The sequence below is a fragment of the Vibrio sp. 10N.247.311.12 genome, assembly GCF_041467515.1.
Classification (GTDB): Bacteria; Pseudomonadota; Gammaproteobacteria; order Enterobacterales; family Vibrionaceae; genus Vibrio; species Vibrio crassostreae_C.
In genome coordinates this window covers 49013-75702 of record NZ_JBFSUV010000023.1, presented here as the reverse complement: position 1 = coordinate 75702, position 26690 = coordinate 49013, and the positions used below count along the sequence as shown (strand labels likewise).

Genomic DNA, 26690 nt, shown 5'->3' with positions numbered 1-26690 from the left:
ATCGAAAAACAAGCGTTCCTAAACGAGCTAGTACTGGCTTACCTTGCGTGTAACTACCCAGTACCACCACGTATGCTAGTGAACATCGAGAAAGTGGTTAAACAATACATCGCAGAAGAGATGTACGGCCCAATGCCAATGACGACTAACTTTGACCTGTTCGCAACAGAAGGCGGCACCGCGTCAATGACGTACACGTTCGCAACCATGTTCAACAATGGTCTATTGAAAAAAGGTGACAAAGTTGCGCTAATCACGCCAATCTTTACACCTTACCTAGAAATCCCAGAGCTAGCAGAATATGAGCTGGAAATCGTAGAGCTACGCCTTGATGAGACCACTTGGCAGCTACCAATGTCTGAAATCGAAAAACTGGCAGATACAGACATCAAACTGCTTTGTGTTGTTAACCCAGCAAACCCAGCATCAGTTAAATTCTCTGATGAAACACTGGATAACCTAGCAAACTTCGTCAACGAGCAGCGTAAAGACCTATTCATCATCACAGATGACGTGTACGGCACATTCGCAGATGAGTTCGTTTCTCTGTTCGCAAAACTACCGTATAACACACTATGTGTTTACTCATTCTCTAAATACTTCGGTGCAACAGGCTGGCGTCTAGGCACTATCGGTATTCACGATGAGAACGTGTTCGACGATACACTTCGCTCATTCAGTGAAGCGACACAGTGCCAATTGGACGACCGTTACAAAACGCTAACTCCAGAGCCACGTGACATCAAATTCATCGACCGTATCGTTGCTGATAGCCGCAGCGTAGCCTTGAACCATACTGCAGGTCTGTCTCTACCACAACAAGTACAAATGGCGATGTTTGCATTAACTTGTCTAATGGACTCAGAAGGTCGCTACAAAGCCGCTTGTAAACGCATCATCCGTGAGCGCTACACAACGCTTTACAAAAACATGGGTGTAGCAATCGAAGAGAACAAAGACCGTGTGGATTACTACACACTACTAGAGCTAGACACGCTAGGTGGCAAACTTTACGGTCAAGAGTTTGTCGACTGGTTCAAAGCTAACGAGAAAGGTAAAGACTTCCTATTCCGTCTTGCTCACGAAACCGGCGTAATCTTACTACCTGGTAAAGGTTTCGACACAGTACACGCATCAGTACGTGTATCACTAGCGAACCTTACTCACCACGAGTACGAGCTAATTGGCCGTGAAACACGCACTGTATTGGATGAGTACTTCGCTGAGTTTCAAGACGCATAAGTTCAAGTCTGGCTTAGAATCAAATACATGATTTAAAGCCGATGACGTCCAACTCATTAAGAATAAGCCTCGGCGATGTCGAGGCTATTCCGACCAAATAAGCACAGTGGTTAGATCGATAAAACTTCCTATCTTGATGTTCCGTTGTGTTTATTTAGTCGTCTTATCCAAGTATTCAAATCCATTTCAAACTGAAAGAGCGACGCATGAAAAGCATTATTTCTATTCAATCTCACGTGGTTTACGGGCATGCAGGAAACAGTTCTGCGGTTTTTCCAATCCAAAGAATGGGACTCGATGTGTGGCCAATCCACACTGTTCAGTTCTCTAATCACACTCAATATCAACAAGGTTGGACCGGGCAAACATTCGGCTCAGATGATATTCGAAACTTGATTCGAGGCTTAGACAACATCAACGTACTGAAAGACTGTGGTGCGATCCTATCGGGTTATCAGGGAAGCGCAGACCAATGTAAAGCGGTTGCCGAGTCGGTTAATTTAGTTAAAGAAAAGAACCACAGTGCACTCTATGTTTGTGACCCTGTAATGGGTGACCCAGATAAAGGTTGTATCGTTGAGGATGGCGTTAGAACCGCCATTACTAAACACTTGCTTCCTATTGCCGATGTTATAGTGCCAAACCAATTTGAACTAAGTGAATTGACCGGCATTAAAATCCTCTCCCTTTATGACGCGGTTACAGCATGTAAGAAAGCATTGGAGCTTGGTCCAAAGATGGTGCTCGTGAAGCATCTTCACTCATTACCCGATGACGCGTTCAGTATGATTTTAGCAACGAAAAAGGCATGTTATTTAGCCCAACGACCGAACATTGAATTTGCTCAACAACCGGTTGGTGTCGGTGACCTTATCTCTGGCCTGTTTACCGCAGGGTTAATAAAGAGAATGTCTCCCGTAGCTGCATTCCGACATGCAAATAACGCGGTCTATGGTGTGTTGGAGCTAACTAAAAGCTATGGCACTTGGGAGCTACAAACAATCAATGCACAATATGAATTTGTAGAGCCTACCCACGATTTCAACGTGGTCAAAATCGGGTAGAGCGTTTAACTCCGATAGTGGTGGAGGGTGTACCTATTCGATGGGTCGCATCCTACAAACGAGATTACGAGCTAAGACTAAACCTAGCTATATTACTCCCAGAAAGAGACGGACTTCACTTTATCCCTATTTATTAACTTCTCTGTTTATAGCTGTTCTTTTGATTAAACAGAGTCTCTGAATCATTTTAGAGAACATTAAATGAGCCTAATTATGAACCGTCTAATTTCCTCGGGTTTTACCGTTGCTTTGTCATTACTTGTAGTGGCATGTAGCTCACCCCACACGTTGGATGTACGCGTACACAAAGACAATTACAAAGAAGTGGTTGTAGAAGAAGCGATATCAGTAAAAGAGCCATTGCGTATGTGGGCGAGTGAGAACCCAGACTTCTTATACTCTCCAATCGATCAAACAACGCCAATTAAAGTGTCAGGTGAGCAACTAAATATCTTAGCTTTGTCAGGAGGCGGCGCGAACGGAGCCTTTGGAGCCGGTATTTTGATAGGGCTGGAAGAATCTGGCCAATTGAAAGACTACTCAATAGTTACTGGCATCAGTGCAGGAGCGCTAATGGCACCATTTGTATTCATCGGCGGAGATGCATTTCCGAAGATGAAGGAGGTGATGTTAAACATCAATGACAAATCAGTGCTCGGCAAAAAGAACTTTTTAAACACCGTGTTTAAAGATGCTTTTACTGACGGTAAAAACTTGAATCAATTTATCGCTCAGGCGTTCCCTGAACCGATGATCGAGCAAATTGCTGCGCGACACCGCAACGGTAAGCGTTTGTTTATTGGTAGCACACACTTTGATTCTGGAGAGCTTGTCATTTGGAATGTGGGCGCAATTGCAAATAGTGACATGCCAGATAAGTCTGAACTTATATATAAGGTTTTAGCAGCAAGTGCTTCTATTCCTGGAGTCTTCCCACCGCAGTTTATCAATGTGAAGTACGAAGGTAAAAGTTATGAAGAACTTCACGTCGATGGTGGTTTAGCCGCTCAAGTATTTTTCAATCCATCTAACTTCGACTATCAGCAGATCTCAGATGCTCTTGGGTTAGAAAAACCACCACAGCTCGATGTTATTCGAAATGGAGCACTGAAAGCGCCGTACCACTCGCTGAGAGATAAGGGTCTAGATTTAGTAGCAAAGAGCGTATCAAGCCTGACTCTTGCTCAAACACGTGGTGATTTATATCGAATGAAATACATCTGTGAAATCAACAACATTGATATGCAATTTACTTACATCGAGCACGACTTTGGTTACGCCAAACGAACCAAAGACATGTTTGATGAACACTATTTATTAACCATATACGAATATGGTTATCACAAAGCAACTCAGGGCAAACCTTGGGTAACAGAATTACCTTAATTTAGGGATATCGTAAAATGAATAAAACAGTTTTAGCGCTACTTATCATGGCAACGTCTAGCGCTGCCATGGCACAAAATGTGACCTCAATGGAACAGCAAAAAGTCGATAACGACATGCTACAACTGGCCGACGTTCAACAAGAAGCGGCGTTGTTCATGGTTGAAGAAAATTCAGACTACGTGGAGATTGACTACATTGGTCAGTGGGTTGACGTGAACAATTACGTCACACACAAAGAAGCTAAAGAACGCCAGCTTCAAAAGACCACCAAGAAATACATTTACTCGCAAACAGGTGAAACTCTAGAATCCATCGAGCAGCGAATTGCTGAGCATATTCAAGTGGACCAACCTAGATATTTCAGTGTCGATGTTTACCGTAATTACCACGGTGATTCTGGGGACTTTAACTATCTAGCTCGAGTTATCGAATACATTTAAGTTATTCGTTTGACATCAACGATAAAACCTACTAGCTTACGTAGGTTTTTTTGTTTCAAATTGAAGAATTATTTTCACTAATATTATTCTGACAAAGTAGATATTTCGCCAACCTGTGATAATTTAAATACATAACGATTAAAAGTAAGCACAACAAAATGAATTTCAGCATTGAACAACTTCTCGCGTTCGTTACCGTTTATGACCAACTCTCTTTCAGCAAAGCCGCCGTTAAACTCAATAAACACAGAACGACAATCGGGCAGGTTATTACTAACCTTGAAGACCAACTCGCGGTAAGCCTATTTGAAAGGGTTGGGCGCTCTGTAAAGCCGACAGAAGACGGGCATCTTCTTTACCATTACGCTAAACAAACCATTGAACAAGCTCGTACCTTCGATAAGGTAGCATTGAGCCTCTCTTATGGCGGGTTGGAAAACATCACCTTTGCTTATTCTGGTGTGATACCTCATCAAATGCTTTTGGATATTCGAAAGAAACTGCGTCGTGATTTCCCGATGATGCGAGTGAACTTTTTAATCCGAAACAAAAAGGATATTAAGAAGGGCCTTCAAAGTGGCGAGTACCACTTTGGATTAGTCAATGTGCATGACAGCCGGGGTATACACAGCTTTGATGCGACTTTTCTAGGTCACATTGAGTTTTCCCCATTCGTTCAAAAAAATGGTGAGTTCTCATCTTTGGCGCAAGAGGATGTACTTTTAGCGTTAAGAAATTCAAAGCAGTTTATCTTGAGATCGTTTATTGAAGAGGGAATGTCAGAAAAAGTAACCATCAGCTCCGATAACGAAGAAGTCGATCAATTGGCGTTAGTTATTAAAATGGTTGAAGCCGGTTTAGGGTGGGCACTGTTACCAAAAACGTTTGCTCATTCTGAATTTTCCCATTACGACATTGAACCTATACAGTCGTCTGAAATGCACCAAGGATTCAAATTCGGTTTTGCGCTTTGGTGCAATCATTCTAAGCAAGTGAAGGATGTGAAATTATCGGTTTTATCTGTTATACAAGAACATGTTGATCGAGTATTGAGTCAATATTAGCAAAGGAAGAATGTAGGTAACTTATTAATAGAGGCTCATTTATATGAGCCTTTTGCGTTTCTGTCATCTCGAAAGCTCTTTAATTTTGTAGGGCGACATCCTCTATATAGGAGTAGGGCAACACCATTATTTGGCCTATTCTATGCCCGTCGATTAAGGACCCCCTTTATTGGCAATAAGTGTTTAATTTCTATGTTTATTGCAAGGAAGCAAACTTTCGGCCGGGTTTCGTCACCCGGTCTTTTTTATGAGGCAAATTTTATGACTCGCTGCGGCGGCATTGTTCTTCTTTCCTGCTTTTTATTTACAACATCTTCTTTCGCATCGTTTTATGATCCTGTTGATGGTCAATTTGATATGGGGCATCACCTTGCGGAAAACGCATATGGCTTTTTGCCTATCCCAATTTTGATTACCGAGCCTGCGGTGGGGTACGGCGGCGGTGTGGCTGGTTTGTTTTTACATGAGACGGATGAGGAAAAGCGACAAAGAAAGCAAGCTGCTCTTTCTGCCATAGATGGTGGTGCGCAGTTAGTACCCTCAGCAATGTCAGTAGTGGGCGCAGTAGGGACAGAGAACGAAACTTGGTTTGTATTTGGTGGCCATAGACGATCTTGGATGAATGATTCCATTCGTTACACAGGAGGCGGCGGCTTTGGTGTTGCGAATTTGGATTTGTACACATCAATCAACTGGGGCCCCATAGATCATGACCTTAGAATAGGCACGTCAACTTCGGTAGCCGTACTTTCACAAAAGGTGCAGTTCCGGATTGGGCATACGCCTTGGATGTTGGGAATAAAGCAGTTATTAGCTAAGTCTGAGATTGAATTTGATAACATGGTTTTAGACCGAATTTTGGGTAACGAATCGGTTACTTCTGGTTTAGGGTTGGAGGCTGAATATGACACAAGAGATAATTTATTTTATCCAACCAAAGGTTACAAATTGTCTGCAGATTACATGGTGTACGACGATGCGATTGGCAGTGATTACAATTACCGAAATTTGAACATAGATGGCGAAGCCTATATCCCAATTGCCAATAAATGGACGTTAGGCTTGGCTGCAAATTATCAAAGCTTCGAACAGCAAGACCTGTTTGTATCACCCACAGCGAAACCGTACGTGTCGTTACGCGGGGTGTCATCTTATCGGTACCAAGGAGATGAGATTGAAACAATTCAAGGCCAATTGACGTATAGCATCACTCATCGTTGGAAGGTGTCTGGGTTTTACGGTTCAGGGGTTGCAAAGCAAGATAACGGCATAAGCCACGACAGTACCGTCAATGCCGGAGGTGTCGGCTTTCGATACCAAATCGCGAGACGTTACGGTTTGCACCTTGGGATGGATTATGCGCAAAGCCATGAAGAACGCGCTATCTACTTTAACGTAGGCAGTGGTTTCTAGAACAACGGAATAGGTTAAATTTTTCCAAGAAAAAAGGCGCTAATTAGCGCCTTTTCGTTTTCTATCACTTTCTTACAGTAAGATTACTTCTTACGGCAGAACTCAGCGATTACGTACATTGATTGACCGCCGTTTGTTTTACCAGAAACAAGCTTAGGATCGTCACCAACGCTGATACCACGAATAACAGTACCTTGCTTAATCACTTGGTTAGTACCTTTGATTGGCAGGTCTTTGATTACTGTTACGTCGTCACCTTTCTTAAGTTCAACGCCATTCACATCAAGAGGCTTGTCATCAGCAGACATGCCGATTTGTGCCCAAACTGATGTTTCTTCTTCAAGGTACATCATGTCTAGCGCGTCCTGAGCCCAGCTTTCTGTGTTCAGACGAGTAAGTTGACGCCATGCCGTTACTTGAACTGGCGCTTCCTGGCTCCACATGCTGTCAGTCAGACAACGCCAGTGGTTGATATCTTTAGGATCGTCAATCTCACCAAGACATTTGTCACATACCATGATGCCGTGATCCACTGTTACGTGGCTGTGTGGCGGCACTGCGTATGCAGTAAGAGAAGAATCAGAACCACATAGTTCACATTTAGATTGGCAGCGTTCTAGCATAGTAGCTTCAGAAGACATAATGGACTCACATTTATTAGGTATTAAATTACGGGGCTATTATCCACTTTATTTACAATAAAGAAAGAGGTCGTACGGTATTCTGTCTTGATTAATTTTAGCTGAGATCAACCATTTGTGTTTTAAAGTTTTATGCAAACGGTTAACTAGGGAAATTGTTCGAACGGCAGATACAAAAATGCCAGCGGTTAGGCTGGCATTTGGTTTCATTTAGAGCTCGTTATTATTCCAATACAGAGGCTGCGTTGGACACTGTACTCAATTTGTTGTTTACCAAGAAATCTTTTGCTTGTGCCTGCATTTCTGCATGGTGAGCGGAATCTAAAGGTAATGGTGTTGTATCGTCTTGTGGGATAACAAAGGTACTGTGCGCTGCAACATTGTTAAATTTCACAAATTCGTTAGTTCCGGCACTGCTAGGTGTCGCACTACTTGAATCAACAACAGTTAGGTTAAGCTTGGTTGCCAACGGTGTTGTTCCCGCGAATGGAGCGCTTGCTACAGAGTTAGGTACTGTATCATCGCCTTGAACTTGCCCAATATAAATAGGTAGTACAGGTGAACCAGAGCTTAACAGGTGGACAGCGTTAGTGAACGGGTCTATGGTATCTAACACGGTTTGAGCTGCATACGCGAATTGCTGAAATGCTGCCGTCATCACTGCTAATTGTGCTGTGGTTGCATTGCTTTCAAACGTTTCATAGCAAATTTTGTCTGATAGATTGGAACAGGTCGCACTTGCGAAAGTCGCGTATTCCGTTGAAGCGCTCAACGCAACATTGTGTTTAACCTGAGGACCAAACTCCGTAGAACCGAGTAGAAGGTTAGATATTTGACCGCCAGAGTTTTCAAAAGCTGCCGAACTAAACGAATACAGAGCATCAGCCGTTGGACTACCTAACGTACGGTTAGAGGCAGCAACAGCTGTCGTTCCAACAATACCGCCCAAAGAGTGACCTAAAAATTTAACCTGTGAACCTGTATTTAGATTAAATGCACTCAAAGGTGAACTAGCAAGTAAACCAGCTTGCAAAGAAGCGGTTAACGAAGCTCTCAAGCCCATTACATCTAACGCACTTTGTCGAACGTTATCGCGCGCTACTGGCAAGTTAGTTAGGTTTAAATAAGCTAAGACGTTTGCATTTGCTGAGCGTGTATCATCTAGACTACGTGTACCGTGGATTGGTAAATCTATTGCTAGAACCGCTGTATCATCGCCCACTAAGTTATAAGCAAACGCATAAGCATTCTCTTTAGCAGAGGTAATACCATGTTGATAGATAACAACGTTTTTTGGTGTTGCCCCATTCTTAGTAAATAACAAGAACTCTACATTTTCTAATGACTTAACTTGAGGAACAGGAGAGTATTTCGTAATAACTCTTTCGCTATCAAGCGAAGAGCCATCAGCTAGTGTAAGGTTCAAACCTACCAGTTTAAGTTGTTCTGTTTGGCTTGTCGCTAAGACACTGGTGTCGATACCAGCAGCAACTAATTGAGCAGCCATATTGGCTTGTTCTGCGCTATCGCTTAAAGCATTTGAAACTTTGGCAAGGCTCGGCATGCCCGATTCAAAAGGTTGAGAGTTCCATTCATTACTGCCTTTCTCTAAGTAATGAGGAAGTTGAACGAACCCTTGGCTAACATTGACGTTAGCACCTGAAGCATCATACATCGTCTCGATGGCTACTTTTGCTTTTGTAATCTTAGTCGCGTCGCCACCACCAATATACTTATCAAAATCAGTGTCACCGCTAAGTGCATCTTTGAAAGGTTCTGACGTTCCAAACTGCATCGCATAAGCTGTCGACAAGTCAACAGAGTTAGGGTTTGCGCTACCTGCCCAAACGCTATTGAGGTTTGCTGCAGCCAACCCTGTAGCTGTTGCCGCTTTGGTAGCGAAAAGGGAATCACCTATAGACTCAGTCGTAAACCACGTCGAATAAATGATGTTTTCAGTATCAAGGTTAATAGCACCTGCAGCCGTCGCTCCAGCAAAGATCTTTTCAACACCTTGAGTGACTTGTTGTGCTTGAGCTAGGCTACCTTCGGTGTACGTTACCGCACTAGATTTCAGTGCAGCATAACTTGCCGACATGCCAACAGGATCACCATTAATATCCGTGAGTTCATTTGACAGCGCCAACACGTATTCACTTGAAGCATCTAAGGAATCATTGAACACAATTGTGAAGGTGTCAGTTGAGGCACTGGATAGAACGTTGAAATCAACGCCTAAAGTCAATATTCCAGCGACACTAGGTGGAGTTTCAGATGTGAGTGAGCCGCTAAGTTTTAATAGGTAAACCCCACCAGTAGCTACACCGTCAGCTAAGCCAGTACCTTCAAAGTCCATGATAATTGGCATTGAAGTTGACCAGCCATCCATTGTATTCATTGCTGCGATAGGGTTGGTTAATGAGTCATCACCGCCAGTCGGCAAGCCAAGTGTACCGTCGCTAGCATCCATCAACGCGAAACTAGGAAGAGGAACTGCAATATCAGCACCCGTTAATTGAAACTTGATGCTCGTCGCTTGTCCGAGTGAATCTTGAATGTATTGCTCATATTGAATCGCTGTTGACGCACCTGAACTCGAAGAGTCATCACCACAACCAGCAAGAAACATTGCTGAAGCGAGCAGCGAAACATTAAATAACTTTTTCATGTTTTAATTCCGTTTAGTTGAAGGTGTAGTTCATTTGAATTGCAGATAGGTAAGCGACTGCATCACCAGAGAATTCAAGTTCTTGCCCTAGTTCATTGGTTTCTTTGAAGTCACCATCTTTACTTTGTACAAGGGCAAAACCAGCATCGAAGGAAAGGTTAGGGCTGTACTGGTAAGTTAAACCTGCGCTGTACCAGAAACGGTCGCTATCAGGAATACTCAACGTCGCTTCACCAGCTTGCTCGTCATAAGCTAAACCAGCTCTTAAGGTCCATTCTTGGTTTAACTGATAAGTTGCACCCAGTGAGTAACGGTTATTGTCGTCGTAGTCTTCGGTCTTTTTAAAACACTCGCCACTTACACAATCTGAACTTGTCGCTTTAAGCTCTTTGAAGCTACTCCACCCAGTTTGTTGCCACCCGTAGTGAATTGCCCATTGGTCGGTCAATTGGTGGAAAGCTGAAATTTCAATAATCGAAGGCAACGTGATTTTTAGACGTCCTGTTGTTGTCGTAGCACTGCCTTCCACGATGCTGCCCGTGTAATCAGTAAAGTCACCGTCATCAAAGTCGAGGTCTACCTCTGAACGATAAGCGATAGAGAATCGGTTGTTTTCATTCAGTTCATATAACGCGCCCACGTTCCAACCAAATGCAAATGTTTCACCTGTCATACTGATCAGTTTTGTTGAGGCAGGATCTCCAGTGATGTTCGAAATAGAGCCTTGATGACGATTTAGTTCAGCCTCGGCGTAAACAAGGTTCGCACCCGCACCAACACTAAACTGGGCGTTAACTCGATACGCCACATTGGGGTTTAAGTTCACTGACACTAGTGAAGTATCACCTGCAAGATCACCCGCATAAATATCGTCTGGGTAATCGGTAGCAACGCCGTAGTTAGAAAACATACCAATGCCCCAAGCCCATTTATCGTTAATAGGGCTGATGTAGTATGCGGCAGGGACGACTTGCAATGGCGCTACGTCTTTAGATACTTGGCTTTGTCCGCCAGAACCTGGAACATTGTTTTGAGTAATATCCACTTCTGGATCAACGATAGAAACTGCGCCTGAAAATTGGGCTGTATCAAATAGGGTCATTGCGGCGGGGTTTCTCGCTAGTACACTCGCGTTATCAGCTACTGCACCTTCACCTGAAAAGGCACGACCAAGACCTGAGGCAGAATGCTCAGCAACTTGGAAACCAGCCGCAAGTGAGTTACATGCAAATAGTACTGAAAGTGAAACGAGAGAGCGTTGTATTGTTTTCATCCTTGACCCTCCTAGGGCATCGAATTTCGTTATTATGGTTTGAAAACACACTGAGCATTTTTGGTGTTGAAGCTCTAATGTAAATGGTATGTTAAATTCATGTTTTATATAAAGTCAAAGAAAGAGTTGTTATTTTGTGAGGTTATGTTTTAAAGGGGTGGCACTTTAACATCGATAATATAAGTATAATCAATAATTTATTCGTGGTTGGAGGTGTGACCAGAGTGTTTATGCATCGTTGCGGTATAAATAGTGTTCAATAGCTCAATATGTAACAACTTTGTTTCTGTTTACCACCATTCGCTAAATCGGCATAATATCGACACTCGTTAGAAGTCATTAAATTGGAATTTTAAGTTTGGAATTACTCGCGATAGAGTTTCTTGGAAAACCGCTTCGTTTAGAAGGATCAATGGCAGGGTGGCAACAGTTGTATTGGGATAACACTTTGGTATCTCAATTAGATGCGACCACAGACCAAGAAGACGCCCGAAAACACGAATTTACACTACGCGCTGGCGAAGAAACGTTGCAGTGTCACGTTGAATCGACCGTTCAGTGGCAACCGTTTGAGATGACGTATAAAGCGTCGGTGAATGGGCAAACCATTACCGAAGGCAATCGAAACACCAAAGATATTGAACAACAAACTCCTGTTGTCGCTCCTAAACCAGAGAAGCGTTTTAGCTTAATTGGGTTGGTGTCGCTTGGTATGAAAGCGCTTAAAAGCGCCAAGCTAATCAAGGTCGTACTTGCTTCTGCGAGTTTAGCGGCCTATTCATGGTTGTTTTCAATTCAGTTCGCTTTGGCCTTAATCGCCTGTTTAATGTTCCATGAGTACGGTCATATTAGAGCGATGAAATACTTCGGCATGAAAACCAAAGGGATCTATTTGATACCATTTCTTGGTGGCTTGGCGTTATCCGATGAAAAGATTAATACGCGTTGGCAAGATGTGGTTATCTCAATCATGGGGCCATTGTTCGGCCTGATATTGTCGTTAGTATTTATGGTGCTGTATTGGGCGACTGGCGAAATGTTCTTTGCCGGCCTTGCAGTATTTAATGCTCTATTAAACCTGTTCAATCTATTGCCGATTTTGCCTCTCGATGGCGGACATGTTCTTAAGAGTATCAGTTTCTCGATGAACAGTGTGCTTGGCATTGTACTTTGTGTCGCGGCTGCCGTTGCTGGTGTGGTATTGAGTTATCAGTTGAATTTAACCCTGTTTGGTTTCTTATTGATCATGGGCAGTGTTGAAATACTGTTTGAATGGAAAGGACGTCATCACAGTCACTTGTTACCGTTAGACAAATACGGGCAAGTCGTGTCGTTCGTTTGGTATGTAGGTTTAGTGAGCAGTTTGATTGGTGTCATCTGGTATTTTGCATCTACTGGTGATCAGCTATTAAGCCTACCATTACAAATTCTTGGTACTTAACCTGTGAATTTCTGTTGTTGGAATTATCCAGCTACTTAGTGCACTTGAACTGTTAGCAAGCAAGAAACTAAAAATGCCCTAACCAATATGGATAGGGCATTTTTGTATTTACACCAGCTAGGTGATTCTTACTTAGATTACGCTTTGCAATTTGGTCTTGGTGAACCTGATTGAGGAAGCGTTTTTATCGTTGCTTGTAGATCTTTAATACGCGTACTGTGGGAAGGGTGCGTAGAAAGCAATTCTGGCGGTTGATTGCCCCCTGATGCTTTGGCCATGTTTTGCCACAAATTAACACTTTGGTTTGGATCGAACCCTGCTTGAGCCATATACTCTAAACCAACAACATCGGCTTCAGACTCTTGAGTTCGCCCATACGGTAGAATAACGCCATATTGAACGCCTAACCCTAACGCGGCCATCGTCATACCTTGATATTGTTTGTACTCTGATGCACCTAACGCGACATTAGTAATAGACAAGCCAGTATTAGCGATTTGAGACTGAGACAGGCGCTCATTACTGTGGTCTGCAAGAACGTGTGCCACTTCGTGACCGATAACCGTCGCGAGTTGGTCTTGATTGACTGCGACCTTGAGTAAGCCCGTGTATACACCGATTTTTCCGCCAGGCAGGGCGAATGCATTCACTTGGTCACTATCAAACACAACAATTTCCCATTCACTAAAACCTTGTTTAGGAATATATTGAGTGATGCTGTTCGCTACGCACTGTACATAAGCGTTAGTTTTGGCATCTTTGCTGATGGGTTGTTCTTTTTTCATTTGTTCAAAAGACTGTGCTCCAAGCTGAGACATGTCTTTATCTGAAAAAAGCAGCAATTGGTTTCTGCCTGTCGGAGAAGCGCTACACGCGGTTAGGCCTGCAAGTGTGAGAAGCGAGGCAAACTTCATCCATGACGTCATACAATATCCTCTGTGTATTCGGTTTTTATGCATGTTAACATCAACTTGCGTAATAGCTAAGGGCTGTAAGATAACTAACAGCGGTAATATAGAAAAAAGCTATGCACGCGATAACAAGATCAATAATTAAGGAACCTATATGAGTATTTGGAAAAAGCCCGTTGACCTAGATACCTTCAACGCGACCTCAAAAAATACCTTAATTGAACACCTCAACATTGTTTACACCGAAGTAAATGACAATTCTTTGGTAGCAACCATGCCGGTTTGTCACTTTACGCACCAACCACTGGGTATGCTTCATGGCGGCGCATCGGTTGTGCTAGCAGAAACGCTTGGCTCATTGGCTGCAAACTTCTGCGTACCAGAAGGCTATTATTGCGTTGGGCTCGATATCAATGCGAACCACGTAAGGTCAATGCGTGAAGGGCATGTCATTGGTACTGCTGAGCCTATTCACTTGGGCGTCTCTACTCAAGTATGGCAGATCAATATCACTGATGATCGTCAACGCTTAGTTTGTACCAGCCGTTTAACCATTGCCGTTAAGAAACATAAGCGATAACAGACTAGGCAGTCGTACGCTGGTTTTGTCTTTAGAAGAAGTAATCAGTACTTAGAACAAGCAATCAGTATTTAAAGAAGTAACCCGAGAAGCCCATGGTCATAACGTTTAAAAGTGGAAAAGTCATCGCAACCGCACATGAATTGGTTGTTCGTTTAGATGGGGAGCATAGAGTCACGCTGCAAGCCCAAGTTGATGCAATTCAATTGATCGGAAAAGGGGCAAATGTTATTTCAGCTAACGGTTCTGAGTGTAAATGGTCGATAAAATTAGACGATGAACAGCAGCTCCGTGAAATCGCTAATGAAATTGGCTGCGATGTAATGTAATCCTTTACGGTAAAGGCACATAACCCTTAAGATTGAATAACATCTTAGGATGTCGTACTCATAATTCACAATAAAATTGTGTCAGTAATATTGATTTTACGCCATAAAATAGGGAAACTGAATTCAATGTCCTTTGAATAAGTTTTCCTCTTTATGAGCAGCCCAAGACTTCGCGTTCAATTTGAAACCCTGTTTGAATACTTCGATGGTAAAGATTCTGATGTTCAACTCGACGACATCACGGATGTGCTTTGTTGTACCCGTCGTAATGCCCGAATGGTACTCAACAAGCTTGAAGAAGAAGGGTGGGTAGAATGGTTACCTGCAGCAGGTCGAGGAAAGTTATCTCAACTTATCTTTAAACAGAATCGTTGTGATGTCAGCGAGAACTTAGCAAGACGCTACTTGCAGGAAGGAAAAATTGGACAGGCGCTGTCAGTGCTTGATCACAATGCTGCCAAACTCACGCAAGTTATTCAAAACTACTTGGGCGTACAGTATCAAGAAGGCGAACAAGTTATTCGTTTGCCTTATTACCGGCCGCTTTCAATGCTTAACCCAACCAAATCGATGCGTCGTTCAGAGCAACATATCGCTTGTCAGGTATTCAGTGGGTTGACTCGTCTAGATGAGAATGACCAACTTCAACCCGATCTTGCTCATTCATGGCAAAAAATCAGCGATTACCAATGGCGATTCTTCTTGAGACCCGGTGTTCGTTTCCATAACGGGGAACCTCTGTTAACCAATCATGTTGTGGATACACTGCTTGCACTCGAACCTCTCAACATGTTTTCGCATATCAAAGATGTCTCTTCACCTGCAAATTGTGTAGTAGATGTTTTTCTCACACGTCCAGACAAGTATTTTCCCCTCGCACTAACGGAATCGGTCGCTAAAGTCACATTACCGATCACTTTACGTGGTGAAGACTACGATATTCGACCGATTGGAACGGGACCTTATCGCATTGAAAAGAACGACGAGAAACAACTCGTGTTAACCGCTTTCAATGGGTACTTTGGTTTCAGACCGTTAATTGATCGCGTTGAAGTTTGGGTGGTGGATGAGGCTTATTCTTCAATGGTTTACCCAAGCCTATCTAAGCCTGTTATGGCCGACCGTGGCGATAGCGATGAAGTAGAACTCGATCCTGGTTGCACGTATTTACTGCTCAATAGAAAGAAGGGTATTGCACAAGATCCCGCATGGGCACAGTTTTTATCTAACGCGTTGAATGCGGCGGATCTGTTTGTTCATATTCCAAAAGAGACTGTTATCGATTTGGGCGTGTTACACGCTTATGGGATAAAACCCGGTTGGTATGACATAAAGTTAAAAGTGCCCGTTTGTCCACCAGCAGATTCGAAGCCTACCATAAGATTAGCGTATCAATGCCAACACCCAATGTTCCCAACGCTTGCAAAGGCGATTGTCACGGTGCTGAAGCAATACAACGTCGATGTTGATCTTTACGGTTACGAAACCGATCCTCCGCACGCCGATGATGTTGATGTTTGGATTAACCCTATGGGTATCGCTAATAACAGAGACGACGCTTTAGCCGGTTGGCTAATGGACTACAGTTTTCTTGATGAATCTAGCCCGGCAGAAGACTTCGACCAATGGTGTCACATGATTGACCGTTGGCGTTCTGGTGAATTCGAGCAATTCCCAGCAAGACAACTCGGTAAACAACTTGTCCAAAGCAATCAATTGATTCCAATGTTCCATTGCTGGTTAGGCGTTAATAAAGATCAATGTGGTACGTTGCAAAACGCGAAATGTAATGCATTAGGTTGGTTCGACTTTAGCCAAGTTTGGGTGAAGCCTGACGTTGATTGAAATCCAAGAAAACTCAATTAGGACCAAACAACTCATTTAGGAAAAACGATGCAAACTCTGATGGTTACATTTATTACGCTGGTGGCATTTGCTGCTAATTCAGTTCTGTGTCGCTGGGCCTTAATGGATCAAACGATTGATCCTTTGAGCTTTTCGATCGTTCGCATCTTATCTGGTGCGCTTACACTTTTGATTTTATTAGCTTTATCTTCCCAATCTAAAGCTAAAAGTGAGTTAGCAAGTAACACATCGCTATACACAAAGCTCAAATCACAGTTTCAACTCACATCAATATTGTCACTGCTCGTGTATATGTTTGGTTTTTCGTTTGCTTACTTAGAGCTTGGCGCAGGTCTTGGTGCTCTGGTGTTGTTTGTCGCGGTGCAATTTACGATGATTGCCGCGCACTTGTTTTCTGGCAACAGAATGTCATTGATTGAATGGGGCGGATGTTTGTTATCGGTAGCAGGGCTTGTTTATTTATTAATGCCAACGGAATCGACACAGGCACCTGATTTAGTTTCTATTATCTTGATGTCTCTGGCCGGAGTTGGGTGGGGCATTTACACATTGGCAGGAAAGACATCGTCAAACGCACTGCAATCGACCACCGCTAACTTTGGATTCAGTTCGCTAGTTATCCTTTTGGCATTAAGCTTGTTAGTTTTGATTCCTAATGCGTTAACGCAAGTGTCTATCACTGAACAAGGTTTGATTTACGCGGTTATATCGGGCTCTGTGGCTTCTGGTGTGGGTTATAGTTTGTGGTATTACGTGGTGAAAAAGCTGAATACCGTGGTGGCGTCTATTGCACAGCTTTCTGTTCCAGTTATCGCGACACTTGGTGGTGTATTACTTTTATCTGAACCTGTCACCATGCAATTTATAGTCTCATCAACCGTTATACTTCTAGGGATAAGCTTGGTTCTTGTCGCCCCTAAACTTAAGAAATAAAGAGTTCAATCATTAACTTCTATGGCTAAACCAAACAAGAAACAACCGACCAAGACGGTTCAGATTTTCTGTGCCAAATGTAAAACGCAGCTTTTTAAGTATCGGAAAGGTGGCAAAGGTGCACTCGTGAAATGTTTTAAGGAGCGTATCGTTGAAGATTTCACGAAAAAACCATGTGTGTGCCCTGAATGCGGGATTGAATTTGCGCGAGACACTTTGGTTCGAGGTACGCCAGCCTACAAGTTTGTTGGTGGCAAGGTAACGATGAAATAACCTGTCACATTAAAACGAGCAAACAATGCTGAAACTAAAAATGCCACAGCGCAGTTTGTGTGTGGCATTTCAACATTGCTTTTGATACTCAGAGTAAAGAATTGAGCTCAGTAAGCTCTGACACGCCATTGAAGCTTAAGAAGTAATAGCGAGACAATTGCGCCCGTGGTGTCACACAGCATATCTTTCTGTGCATCCCAAATATCGCCTTGTGAACCAAGGAATGCGATACCTTCATCACCACCTGCGATCTCCGCGTACCACCACTCGATAATTTCATAACCTGCAGCAACACTCATAATCGCAAATAGCGCAAAGAAACATGCCAGCACCGGTTGAGCCAGTTTTTTACGAATCAAGTACTCAGCGAGTGGGTAAGCATAAAGGCCAATAGAGAAATGCGCGACACGGTCAAAGTTATTCCGTTCTGAACCTATCATGTTATTGAACCAATCAAATGGCACTTCCGCGAAGGTATATTTTGCGCCTATCGTATGCAAAATCAGCCAGATAAACATCAAAACGTAAGCTGTCTTAGTGAAGGTGAGCTTTGTTGATAACCACCAAATACCCACCAATATCGCGAGCGCTGGGACAATTTCGGCAATCCACACCGCTCTTGAAGAGGGAGCGAACGCTGAAAATAGAAACACAGTCAGATACAGCGTCGTCAATGACAGCAATGGTCGATTTTGAGCAAGTGGCGTGATTGTCATATCAAGATCTCTCGTCGAAGTTTTTAATAGTGTCACACAATAATGAACAGTGTTCAATTGGGTCTTAATCACCAGATTTGTTGAAAAGTGGTGTTATCGCCCAGTATCTAGACAAACGGTTGCTAGAGTTTCACAAAAGTTTGATTTACAACAAAGCGATCCTTAAAATCGCTCTATTACTACATAACAAGAAAGAAAGTCATGAAACTGGAAACTGTCGATTACCTTGCTGACGACGCAGCAGAACAATTTGTTCGCTCTCTACGTGAAACTGGTTTTGGTGTTCTTAAGAACCACCCAATCCCGAAAGAGCTTGTTGAGTCAATTTACGAAAACTGGTACCAATTCTTCATCTCTGAAGAGAAAGAGAACTTCCACTTTAATGTTGAAACACAAGATGGATATTTTCCACCTTCAGTGTCTGAAGTTGCTAAAGGCCACACTGTAAAAGACATCAAAGAGTACTTTCACGTATACCCTTGGGGCCAAATCCCTGAACAGCTGAAAGAACAGATTCTAGATTACTACCAACGTGCGAATGCTTTTGCTCAAGAGCTGCTAGGTTGGGTTGAAGCTCATGCTCCTAAAGAAGTACAAGATAAATTCTCTATAGCGTTATCAGAAATGATCAACGGCAGTGAACAGACTCTGCTTCGTGTTCTTCACTACCCACCAATGCAAGGTGATGAAGAGCCAGGTGCAATCCGCGCTGCGGCACACGAAGACATCAACTTACTGACGGTTCTTCCTGCTGCAAGCGAGCCGGGCCTTCAAGTTAAAGCTCAAAATGACGAGTGGCTAGATGTTCCATGTGACTTCGGTAACATGATCATCAACATCGGTGACATGCTTCAAGAAGCATCTGGTGGTTACTTCCCATCGACAACTCACCGTGTAATCAACCCATCAGGTGAACGCCAAGAGAAGTCTCGTATCTCTTTGCCTCTATTCCTTCACCCGAAACCAGAAGTAGTGCTATCTGAAAAGTACACAGCAAACGAATACCTAATGGAACGTCTAAGAGAGCTTGGCGTTATCTAGTCAGTTCAATGCTTCGTCCCTAAAATTGGGATAGATGTGAAAGGTCAGCTAAGTCGCTGACCTTTTTTGTATCCGTACCAAAGAATTGCGGCTTTATTACTAGGGCGTGTTGATCTTTCGAGCTGATTTTTGCAGCGAGTTGCTGGGTATTTATACAAGGCAGAGGCATCGATGTGTAGCTAGCCTACATGAGAAGCCGATAACGTAGTAGAAATGACCAGCAAACGCTGCCCGAAGGGTTCGGCTAAAAGCGTTTTACTCTTTGTTGAGGGAGATTTGCTTAGAATGACTAGGCTACTTCTCCCTCGCCGCGATTAAAACGCTTTTATCTCGAACAAAATTTAACCGCGAAAGGTCAACACGCCCTAATGGTTGTATTCAACGAAATGGTACTCAGTTTTGACGATAAAAGGTGCCTTTAAGCCAAACGTTAGAAAGTTGTTTGTCCTTAAGCTCGACAAATCTTAGAAAATCGCTTTCAATTAAAGAAGATACGCAACGGATGCGAAACAGGTTACTTATAGTATCCACAGTTCTAGAAATCCATTAATTCAGAGAAGCTAACTGAGTCAACTATGTCGAATTATCAAGATGTGAGAGCAAACTTTCATTGCCATATGGAAAACCCATTGCTTTGGCCGATAATGGAAGTGCTTAAGCAAAAGCCAAGCGGATGGAAAGTACACACATTGGCAGCTCATCTGAACGATCTTGGGTTTGTGCCAGTGTTGGATGCTGTGCCTGAGAAAGAGTTGTTTAAAAAGAACTTCCTTATCATGAATGCGCTTTATCAGCTTCAAGAAACCTTACACCCAGATGGTTGGCTCCAAGTCCAAGCGATGGACATCGAATTGATGAATGGTCGTTATCACGGAAGCAGTCACAGCATCGATCATCAAGACCCACTTCGAGAATACTACATTAATTGGGTTAACTATGAAGCGGATGAAGGTGAAGTCAAAAGGCTGTTGAACGAATTTTGGACTCGGTATAGAAAGTATGTGGGTGGTGATGAACTCGATATGGATCGAAGTCGAGCATTGAACCTGTTTGAGTTACCTTTAGACGCGACACACCATGAAATTAGAAAACGTTGGCGACAACTGGCATTGAGATGGCATCCGGACAGAGACGAAGGCAACACCGCAAAATTTCAGACGCTCTGTGAAGCATGGCATGTATTAAGAAGCTCATAATCGACAGGCATTTTTAGCTGTCTAATTGCTTAGAACCCTAAAACAGAAAGCCCCACATTGTGAGTGACACAAGTGGGGCTTTGTCGTTATTACGTTATGTTTTGGGTAACTACGTTATGTGCTGTAGCGACTTAAGTTATTGGTGTTAGGAGTGATCTTTGCTCTCGCCACTTTTATGTTCAAAGGCATAGTCGAGTACTTTACGGATATAAGGCGCACCGACTTTTGAACCGCCGTTACCGTGTTCAATGACCACAGTTGCGACATATTCAGGGTGTTCATACGGTGCGAAAGCCGTGTAAAGCGCGTGGTCAAGTAAATGCCTAGCGAGTTTCTTCGAGTTGTAGACCTGATCTTTCGCAAGATCAAAGACTTGTGCAGTTCCTGATTTTCCGCCGCTCGTATAGTCAGTTCCCTTAAATGCACGTCTGCCGCTGCCTCTACTTCCGTGGTTCACGAGTCGCATCGCGTTGATTGGTACATCCCAAATTCTATCCGGCACTTCGGTGATTGAGGGCATTGGCTCCGGTTCGACAAGTTGTTGTGTACTGAAATCTTCACCATGATCTAAGGTGGCTCTTAAGATATGAGGTGGCATCACCTTACCATGATTAACCAATACTGACGTTGCTTTAGCAAGTTGCATAGGTGTCGATGTCCAATAACCTTGGCCAATACCAATCGGAACTGTGTCACCCTGATACCAAGGGGTGCGATAACGCATCATCTTCCATTCTCGAGTCGGCATGTTGGCGGTACTTTCTTCATAGATATCAATGCCTGTCGGTTCACCAAATCCAAATCGGTTCATCCAACTTGAAATTCGGTCAATACCCAAATCGAAAGCGGTTTGATAGAAGAATGAATCTACCGACTCTTCAATGGCTTGAGTGACATCGACAGGTCCGTGACCCCAACGTTTCCAGTCACGCCACGATTTAGAGTTTCGTTTAGAGCCAGGAATTCTCCAAACGCCATGGTCGTTACGGATGGTATCTTCAGAGATGACATGTTCTTGCAGTCCTGCCACAGCCATAAATGGTTTAACGGTTGAGGCAGGAGGATAAACGCCTAGAGTGGTGCGGTTAACCAACGGGTGAGCCGGATCATTCAATAAACGTTGGTAGTTCTTACTCGAAATGCCGTCGACAAATAGGTTAGGGTCGTAACTCGGGCTTGATGCCATCGCCAACACGCTGTTGTCTTTCGGATCGAGAATAACCGCGCTTCCAGTTCGGTGATCAAGTTGCTCAAAGACGTATTTTTGCAGCTCAAGGTCAATATTTAACACGATATCTTTACCAGCTACTGGCGGCACGTACTCAATGGTTCGGACTATTCGCCCACGGCTGTTTACTTCGACTTCTTGATAACCTTTGGTGCCGTGCAGAATATCTTCGTAATAACGTTCAACACCCAGTTTTCCTATGATTGTTGTAGCTTGATAATTCGCTTCTATCCCTTGTTCTTCAAGCTTTCTGAGATCGCTATCATTGATGTGCGCCACGTAACCAAGAACATGGGTAAGCACCTCACCATTCGGGTAAAAACGCTTTAAGCTGGTATCGATAGATAAGCCGGGGAACTGGTACTGGTGCACGGAGAACTTGGCGATCTCTTCCTCCGTTAAGTTCTCTAGAATAGTCACAGATTTAAAACGGCGGGTGTTGTGATAGCGTTTTTTGAAACGAGCGATCTGCTCTGCATCACGGGGGACATATTTGTCTAGCTTGGTGAGCATTGCATCGACATCATCGGTTTGCTCAGGAATCATGGTTAGATCAAAGACAAGCTTGTTCTCTGCAAGCAACACGCCGTTACGGTCGTAAATAAGTCCACGAGTAGGGGCGATAGGTAATACTTTGATTCTGTTGCCATCGGCACGAGTTTGATAGCTTTTAAAATTTTCAACTTGAAGTCGGTATAGATTGCCGACTAAGACAAGAGTGAACATCAAGATCCCACAAAACGCGACGATTACGCGGTTTTTGAATAGGTTCACTTCGATTTTATGGTCACGCATCTTAACGCGTTTATGATTCATTGAAGCCTCAAGGGTCTGTTACATTTGGTTACACTTGTCGAATCGGGACTTTATCTGAATATCACTAGGGTTTTGTAAAAGCTGTGTCATGTTTTGAGGGATCGACAGCATTAGATGGCGGTAAACAGTGCCTTTAATTTTCTCATTACAAAAGATGATAAGTAATTGATGTAAAGATTGGTTTTATGAATTTATAAAGTTCAAGAGTTTTGACGACACTAGAGGTTAGGTCAAAAGAGGTTAGATAAATTTACGGCCCTCAGAATGAGAGCCGTAGAAGGTTAATTTGCTTATTTAGTGGATTAGAAGCTTTAGTAAATTAGAAGATTAAAACTTCAAAAACCTAGAAGCACAATAAATCCGATATTTAACGAAATCAGTTCGAAGGCTTGAACTGAGATTTACGCATACGGTTCAGAGCAGCCATCACATCTAACGTTCTTGGTTTCGCTAGGTCACCGTAGTTAGGCATGTTAGCGTGCCATTCGTTTTCTAAAATAGCGTTAAACTCTTTAGCAGGGTTGTTTGACCAACCTGGAGTTTGTGCGAATTGGAACCAAGCCCAACCGATCGCATTCACTTCAGACGGTGATTCTAATTGCTCAAGCGCAGAAAGGTCTGCAAACTCTTTACCAAAACGCAGTGACTCTTTGCCTTTAGCATTAACACGGAATTTACCGTCAGTCAGAATGTTCATCAGTGAAGCACGGTTCAATGAACGCGGTACAAACGTTTCTAAAGCAGTTTCACATTCGTTAGTACGCTGAGTAGGGTGCTGAGCAATCACGTCTTTTGCTTTTTCAGTCACATCTACCGCTTGGTAGTCGTGCATTTGAATCACAGTGTTCGCGACATCTAGGTAATCACCAGAGCCACCCATTACAACAATGGTAGAGATATCCATCTCTTCACGAAGCTGACCAATGCGGTCGACAAGTGGTGTGATTGGCTCATCACCTTTTGACACTAGCGCTTGCATACGCTCGTCACGAATCATGAAGTTAGTCGCTGACGTATCTTCATCGATAAGTAGAGTTTGAACGCCGGCTTCAATCGATTCTTGTAACCAAGCCGCTTGAGACGTAGAACCTGACGCATCTTGTGTGCTGAAGTCAGATGTGTCTTTCTGCATTGGTAAATGGTTGATGTAGTTTGACAGGTTCAAGCTGTGCACACATCGACCATCTTCAGCGCGGATCTTCATCGTATCAATCGCAGTTACAATGCCTTCGCGACCGTCACCAGGAATATGGTTGTAGATAGAACGTTCAACGGCGTTCAACAGTGTCGATTTACCATGGAAACCACCACCAACGATCAGCGTAATGCCTTTTGGAATGCCTAGGCCGGTCACGTCACCTTGGTTTGGAGTATTTAACGTAACACTCAATGATTCTGGAGCCGCGAAAGGTACCGCGTCTTTCATTGGAAGGTCGCAGTTACCCGCGATACGAGGTAACACACTGCCGTTTGCAACGAAAGCGGCTAGGTTGTTTTCATCCAATTGAGCACGCAGCGCTTCTTGGTCTTCAATCGTTTCACAATGTTTGATCATTGCATCGATGTTTAACTCACGCTCAAGCGTCGCGCGACGAATAAACTTCGGTAAGTAGAAAGTGATGATGTTGTTCGCTTTCTTAGCAAGAATGCTACGACCATCAGCTGGTAAATTAATACGGAAACGAATTTCGATGCCGTGGTCTGTGAATACAACAGCTGTGTTGTCTAATACGGTTTGACCCGTCAGCGCGATAGAAACGGTCGACTCTTGTTTCGCGAACTCAGAGAAGCTACGTGCGATAAAGTCACGAGCGGCTACTTGGTATTCGTAAGATTTTTCTTTCAGCCAATCTAACCCGGTCAAAGACCACGCGCGCGTTGCACGAAAACGAGAAGCTGACGCGTATGGGTCACCTTGGATGTGGTCGATGTGTAATTCAAAATCAGCAAAGTCGTATTGACCTTTAATTTGTTGATATGCACGGTAGTTTTGTTTTTCGAGCTTTTTAAGCTTTGCAGTCAACTGATCCATAACGAGGAATGCCTATATAAGGGGAAAGATAAAAACAGAAAGGCGGCGATTATAAAAATCACCACCTTTAGAGTAAAGAGAAAGTAGGCCTAAATCCAAAACTAACTGCTCTTTTTCGCTTTAAGCGTAACGAGTTGTCCCCAAATAGTTTTGATTGATTAAGCTGTGTTCGAATTCTTGGCTCGGCATTGGTCTTCCGTAAAGGTAACCTTGGCCCACATCGCAGCCTTCGTTAATAATAAATTGCTCCTGAACCTCCGTTTCTATGCCTTCAATCGTCACTTTTAAGTCGAGCTTTTTGGCAATTTGGACAATAGAACGAACAATTTCCGAGTCTTCGTGTGAGTTGAGCATTTGGTCGATAAAGCTCTTATCAATCTTAATGGTGTCGAATGGGAACTTCTTCAGATAACTGAAGGAGGCGTAGCCCGTACCGAAGTCATCTAGTGACAATGTAACGCCAATATCGTGCAAAGATCCCAAGGTATTCTTGGCAACCACTTCATCTGCTATCAGTCCACTCTCCGTAACTTCAAGTTCTAAGAAACGAGGCTCTAAATGATAGGTTTCGAGTAGGTGAACCACTTGTTCCGCAAAGTGTACGTTCTTGAGTTGAATTGCAGACACATTCACAGCCATCTTGAAATCTTCAACGTATTCGGACCACTCTTTGGCTTTTTCAATCGCATTGCGTAAAACAAAGCTGCCCACTTCGAAAATCAAACCGTTTTGTTCAGCCATGTGGATCAGGGTTTCGTTAGAGATATCACCCAAAACAGGATGTCGCCAACGAAGCAAAGCTTCAGCACCGACCCAGCGATGCGTCAACGGGCTAACTTTGGGTTGAAAGTAGAGCATAAGGTCATCATTACGAACGGCTTGAAGCAAATAGCCTTCGATCTTATTAATGTGAGTTTGTTCTTCGGTATGGGATTGAGAGTAGTAAGCGAACTTTTGTCCTGAATCTTTGCAGGCTAACATCGCTTCAGAAGATTTCTGCAGAATGCTTTCCGCGTCATCTTCGTCGTTCGTAATTGCAATCCCAATAAACGCGTGCAAATGCACTTTGTCACTTTCGATGTCGAATTCTGAATGACCAACTTTAACGAGCGTCTGGCAAAGTTCTTCAAGGCGATGGTGTAAATCTTTAACGCTAAACGCCAATACGAGGTCAACCGAAGTAGGGCGTGCAGTTAATACATCGATATCAGAAATACAGTCGATGCGTTTTCGGTATTCAACAAGCACTTGGTCTAACGCGTTATAGCCGTAGCGTGCTTGTATGCGTCTACCGTTGGTAAAACCAATATGAACGACTGCAAATGAGCTGTCTGTCAGCCTTCTCTGTGACAGTAGCTTGTGGTTTAAGCGAGATTCAAATGCGTTTCGGTTTAAAAAGCCGGTGCCGAGGTCGTGATTCTTTTGGAAGTTAATCTTCTGTTCAGCCGCTTTTCGTTTATCAATTTCTTGATTCAACGAGTAATTAAGGCTCGCGAGATCTTTAGTGCGATTGTAAACGCGGTTTTTTAGGTCGCGATTCATTTGGGTAAGCTTGGCGTGTTGGAATAGGGTTTTAAGCTGAGATTCAATCGAAGTCCGAAAGCTCTCTAACAGTTTGATATAAGTAGGGGTGTAGTGATTCTCTTTCGAGTCCAAGATACAAATGGTGCCAAACAGTTCACCGTTAGGCCAAAGTAATGGAATACCACAATAAGAGATTAAGCCAAGCTTCGTGTCGGGGTTGTTTTCCCAATCAACATCGGCAAGCGCATTGGGTACCACAAGTTGCTGCTGGGAATCCATCACCGTCTCACAGTAAAGCCCATTGCCTAGGGTTTCAGAATCACCTTTGTTGTAAGGGTTATTTTCATTTCGGCTGGTCGAGAATACTTCAATGTAATTGGCGTGAACACGCATGATTAGTGCTGCGGGCACTTGAGTAATTTGAGCTAAGAGGTCGACAATATTCTGCCAACCGTGCTCCATATCGTCTGGGATATCTAAATCGAGAGTTTTTATTTTCTTCATATGACTCCGAGTCAATTATGCTAAATGCATCAACACATCCTGTGTTAATTATGATGAACCAAAGAAAACTGTGAATCTTACGTTAACTAAGTATAAGAAATGTTGC

The 26690-nt window shown here is 43.3% G+C and carries 22 protein-coding genes; 14 read left to right on the top strand and 8 right to left on the bottom strand.

Going from position 1 to position 26690, the window contains the following annotated elements; translation table 11 throughout:
* The 6 genes from AB6E30_RS12045 to AB6E30_RS12020 all read left to right on the top strand — a co-directional run.
* The coding region (locus AB6E30_RS12045) for a bifunctional aspartate transaminase/aspartate 4-decarboxylase (protein ID WP_372103731.1) at positions 1 to 1242 on the top strand (1242 nt) is incomplete at its 5' end.
* Positions 1243 to 1448: 206 nt separating this feature from the next.
* On the top strand, positions 1449 to 2306 hold the full coding sequence (gene pdxY, locus AB6E30_RS12040) for a pyridoxal kinase PdxY (protein ID WP_017060057.1): 858 nt from the start codon (positions 1449 to 1451) through the stop codon (positions 2304 to 2306).
* Positions 2307 to 2519: 213 nt separating this feature from the next.
* Positions 2520 to 3692 carry a patatin-like phospholipase family protein gene (locus AB6E30_RS12035; protein ID WP_017060058.1) on the top strand — a complete coding sequence of 391 codons (1173 nt, stop codon included), beginning with the start codon at positions 2520 to 2522 and terminating at the stop codon, positions 3690 to 3692.
* Positions 3693 to 3709: 17 nt separating this feature from the next.
* Positions 3710 to 4135, top strand: coding sequence for a hypothetical protein (locus tag AB6E30_RS12030; protein ID WP_102394485.1), 426 nt, complete (start codon positions 3710 to 3712; stop codon positions 4133 to 4135).
* 158 nt (positions 4136 to 4293) lie between these two features.
* Positions 4294 to 5199, top strand: a complete 906-nt coding sequence (locus tag AB6E30_RS12025) for a LysR family transcriptional regulator (protein WP_102394484.1) — start codon at positions 4294 to 4296, stop codon at positions 5197 to 5199.
* Positions 5200 to 5460: 261 nt separating this feature from the next.
* Positions 5461 to 6612 (top strand): BamA/TamA family outer membrane protein, encoded by a 1152-nt coding sequence (locus AB6E30_RS12020; protein ID WP_017069662.1) that lies wholly within the window; start codon positions 5461 to 5463, stop codon positions 6610 to 6612.
* A gap of 83 nt (positions 6613 to 6695) precedes the next feature.
* Here AB6E30_RS12020 and AB6E30_RS12015 read toward each other — a convergent pair whose 3' ends face one another.
* From AB6E30_RS12015 to AB6E30_RS12005, 3 genes are all read right to left on the bottom strand, one after another.
* The gene (locus AB6E30_RS12015; protein WP_017060062.1) at positions 6696 to 7253 is read right to left on the bottom strand and encodes a PhnA domain-containing protein; all 558 of its coding nucleotides are present in this window, start codon (positions 7251 to 7253) and stop codon (positions 6696 to 6698) included.
* 223 nt (positions 7254 to 7476) lie between these two features.
* On the bottom strand, positions 7477 to 9921 hold the full coding sequence (locus AB6E30_RS12010) for a VolA/Pla-1 family phospholipase (protein ID WP_372103728.1): 2445 nt from the start codon (positions 9919 to 9921) through the stop codon (positions 7477 to 7479).
* Positions 9922 to 9934: 13 nt separating this feature from the next.
* Entirely contained in the window at positions 9935 to 11194 is a 1260-nt protein-coding gene (locus AB6E30_RS12005; protein WP_372103725.1) for an outer membrane protein transport protein, read from the bottom strand.
* 358 nt (positions 11195 to 11552) lie between these two features.
* Between AB6E30_RS12005 and AB6E30_RS12000 the strand changes: the two genes are divergently transcribed.
* Complete coding sequence (locus AB6E30_RS12000; protein ID WP_017060065.1) at positions 11553 to 12635, top strand: site-2 protease family protein; 1083 nt, start codon at positions 11553 to 11555, stop codon at positions 12633 to 12635.
* Between the two features lie 137 nt (positions 12636 to 12772).
* On the opposite strand, the gene AB6E30_RS11995 is transcribed toward AB6E30_RS12000, so the two are convergent.
* The gene (locus AB6E30_RS11995) at positions 12773 to 13561 is read right to left on the bottom strand and encodes a M48 family metallopeptidase (RefSeq protein ID WP_372103722.1); all 789 of its coding nucleotides are present in this window, start codon (positions 13559 to 13561) and stop codon (positions 12773 to 12775) included.
* Between the two features lie 139 nt (positions 13562 to 13700).
* Between AB6E30_RS11995 and AB6E30_RS11990 the strand changes: the two genes are divergently transcribed.
* From AB6E30_RS11990 to AB6E30_RS11970, 5 genes are all read left to right on the top strand, one after another.
* On the top strand, positions 13701 to 14126 hold the full coding sequence (locus tag AB6E30_RS11990; protein ID WP_017060067.1) for a hotdog fold thioesterase: 426 nt from the start codon (positions 13701 to 13703) through the stop codon (positions 14124 to 14126).
* A gap of 95 nt (positions 14127 to 14221) precedes the next feature.
* Positions 14222 to 14455, top strand: a complete 234-nt coding sequence (locus tag AB6E30_RS11985; RefSeq protein ID WP_017064605.1) for a DUF3389 domain-containing protein — start codon at positions 14222 to 14224, stop codon at positions 14453 to 14455.
* A gap of 153 nt (positions 14456 to 14608) precedes the next feature.
* Complete coding sequence (locus tag AB6E30_RS11980) at positions 14609 to 16300, top strand: SgrR family transcriptional regulator (RefSeq protein WP_017069657.1); 1692 nt, start codon at positions 14609 to 14611, stop codon at positions 16298 to 16300.
* Between the two features lie 48 nt (positions 16301 to 16348).
* Positions 16349 to 17254 (top strand): DMT family transporter, encoded by a 906-nt coding sequence (locus tag AB6E30_RS11975; RefSeq protein WP_017064603.1) that lies wholly within the window; start codon positions 16349 to 16351, stop codon positions 17252 to 17254.
* Positions 17255 to 17275: 21 nt separating this feature from the next.
* Positions 17276 to 17527, top strand: coding sequence for a hypothetical protein (locus AB6E30_RS11970; protein ID WP_065584968.1), 252 nt, complete (start codon positions 17276 to 17278; stop codon positions 17525 to 17527).
* Between the two features lie 107 nt (positions 17528 to 17634).
* Here the strand turns inward: AB6E30_RS11970 and AB6E30_RS11965 are convergent, their stop codons facing one another.
* The gene (locus tag AB6E30_RS11965; RefSeq protein WP_065584967.1) at positions 17635 to 18243 is read right to left on the bottom strand and encodes a DUF2238 domain-containing protein; all 609 of its coding nucleotides are present in this window, start codon (positions 18241 to 18243) and stop codon (positions 17635 to 17637) included.
* A 201-nt stretch (positions 18244 to 18444) separates the two neighbouring features.
* On the opposite strand from AB6E30_RS11965, the gene AB6E30_RS11960 reads away from it, so the two are divergent.
* Complete coding sequence (locus tag AB6E30_RS11960) at positions 18445 to 19284, top strand: isopenicillin N synthase family oxygenase (RefSeq protein WP_136974601.1); 840 nt, start codon at positions 18445 to 18447, stop codon at positions 19282 to 19284.
* A gap of 575 nt (positions 19285 to 19859) precedes the next feature.
* Complete coding sequence (locus AB6E30_RS11955; protein WP_029235437.1) at positions 19860 to 20480, top strand: DNA-J related domain-containing protein; 621 nt, start codon at positions 19860 to 19862, stop codon at positions 20478 to 20480.
* Between the two features lie 145 nt (positions 20481 to 20625).
* On the opposite strand, the gene mrdA is transcribed toward AB6E30_RS11955, so the two are convergent.
* From mrdA to AB6E30_RS11940, 3 genes are all read right to left on the bottom strand, one after another.
* Positions 20626 to 22524: a penicillin-binding protein 2 gene (mrdA, locus tag AB6E30_RS11950; RefSeq protein WP_102478747.1), complete on the bottom strand. Its 1899-nt coding sequence runs from the start codon at positions 22522 to 22524 to the stop codon at positions 20626 to 20628.
* A gap of 376 nt (positions 22525 to 22900) precedes the next feature.
* Entirely contained in the window at positions 22901 to 24556 is a 1656-nt protein-coding gene (locus AB6E30_RS11945; RefSeq protein WP_017060076.1) for an ABC-ATPase domain-containing protein, read from the bottom strand.
* Positions 24557 to 24676: 120 nt separating this feature from the next.
* On the bottom strand, positions 24677 to 26584 hold the full coding sequence (locus tag AB6E30_RS11940) for an EAL domain-containing protein (protein WP_372103719.1): 1908 nt from the start codon (positions 26582 to 26584) through the stop codon (positions 24677 to 24679).
* Between the last annotated feature and the right edge of the window lie 106 nt (positions 26585 to 26690).

Bases quoted from the DNA above. Each gene is read 5' to 3' on its own strand.
- AB6E30_RS11990 (WP_017060067.1), top strand. From the start codon at position 13,701: ATGAGTATTTGGAAAAAGCCCGTTGACCTAGATACCTTCAACGCGACC.
- AB6E30_RS11940 (WP_372103719.1), bottom strand. From the start codon at position 26,584: ATGAAGAAAATAAAAACTCTCGATTTAGATATCCCAGACGATATGGAG.
- AB6E30_RS11955 (WP_029235437.1), top strand. From the start codon at position 19,860: ATGTCGAATTATCAAGATGTGAGAGCAAACTTTCATTGCCATATGGAA.
- AB6E30_RS12025 (WP_102394484.1), top strand. From the start codon at position 4,294: ATGAATTTCAGCATTGAACAACTTCTCGCGTTCGTTACCGTTTATGAC.
- AB6E30_RS12020 (WP_017069662.1), top strand. From the start codon at position 5,461: ATGACTCGCTGCGGCGGCATTGTTCTTCTTTCCTGCTTTTTATTTACA.
- AB6E30_RS11945 (WP_017060076.1), bottom strand. From the start codon at position 24,556: ATGGATCAGTTGACTGCAAAGCTTAAAAAGCTCGAAAAACAAAACTAC.
- AB6E30_RS11960 (WP_136974601.1), top strand. From the start codon at position 18,445: ATGAAACTGGAAACTGTCGATTACCTTGCTGACGACGCAGCAGAACAA.
- AB6E30_RS12035 (WP_017060058.1), top strand. From the start codon at position 2,520: ATGAACCGTCTAATTTCCTCGGGTTTTACCGTTGCTTTGTCATTACTT.
- AB6E30_RS11965 (WP_065584967.1), bottom strand. From the start codon at position 18,243: ATGACAATCACGCCACTTGCTCAAAATCGACCATTGCTGTCATTGACG.
- AB6E30_RS11980 (WP_017069657.1), top strand. From the start codon at position 14,609: ATGAGCAGCCCAAGACTTCGCGTTCAATTTGAAACCCTGTTTGAATAC.
- AB6E30_RS11970 (WP_065584968.1), top strand. From the start codon at position 17,276: ATGGCTAAACCAAACAAGAAACAACCGACCAAGACGGTTCAGATTTTC.
- AB6E30_RS11985 (WP_017064605.1), top strand. From the start codon at position 14,222: ATGGTCATAACGTTTAAAAGTGGAAAAGTCATCGCAACCGCACATGAA.
- AB6E30_RS11995 (WP_372103722.1), bottom strand. From the start codon at position 13,561: ATGACGTCATGGATGAAGTTTGCCTCGCTTCTCACACTTGCAGGCCTA.
- AB6E30_RS12015 (WP_017060062.1), bottom strand. From the start codon at position 7,253: ATGTCTTCTGAAGCTACTATGCTAGAACGCTGCCAATCTAAATGTGAA.
- mrdA (WP_102478747.1), bottom strand. From the start codon at position 22,524: ATGAATCATAAACGCGTTAAGATGCGTGACCATAAAATCGAAGTGAAC.
- AB6E30_RS12005 (WP_372103725.1), bottom strand. From the start codon at position 11,194: ATGAAAACAATACAACGCTCTCTCGTTTCACTTTCAGTACTATTTGCA.
- AB6E30_RS12030 (WP_102394485.1), top strand. From the start codon at position 3,710: ATGAATAAAACAGTTTTAGCGCTACTTATCATGGCAACGTCTAGCGCT.
- pdxY (WP_017060057.1), top strand. From the start codon at position 1,449: ATGAAAAGCATTATTTCTATTCAATCTCACGTGGTTTACGGGCATGCA.
- AB6E30_RS12010 (WP_372103728.1), bottom strand. From the start codon at position 9,921: ATGAAAAAGTTATTTAATGTTTCGCTGCTCGCTTCAGCAATGTTTCTT.
- AB6E30_RS11975 (WP_017064603.1), top strand. From the start codon at position 16,349: ATGCAAACTCTGATGGTTACATTTATTACGCTGGTGGCATTTGCTGCT.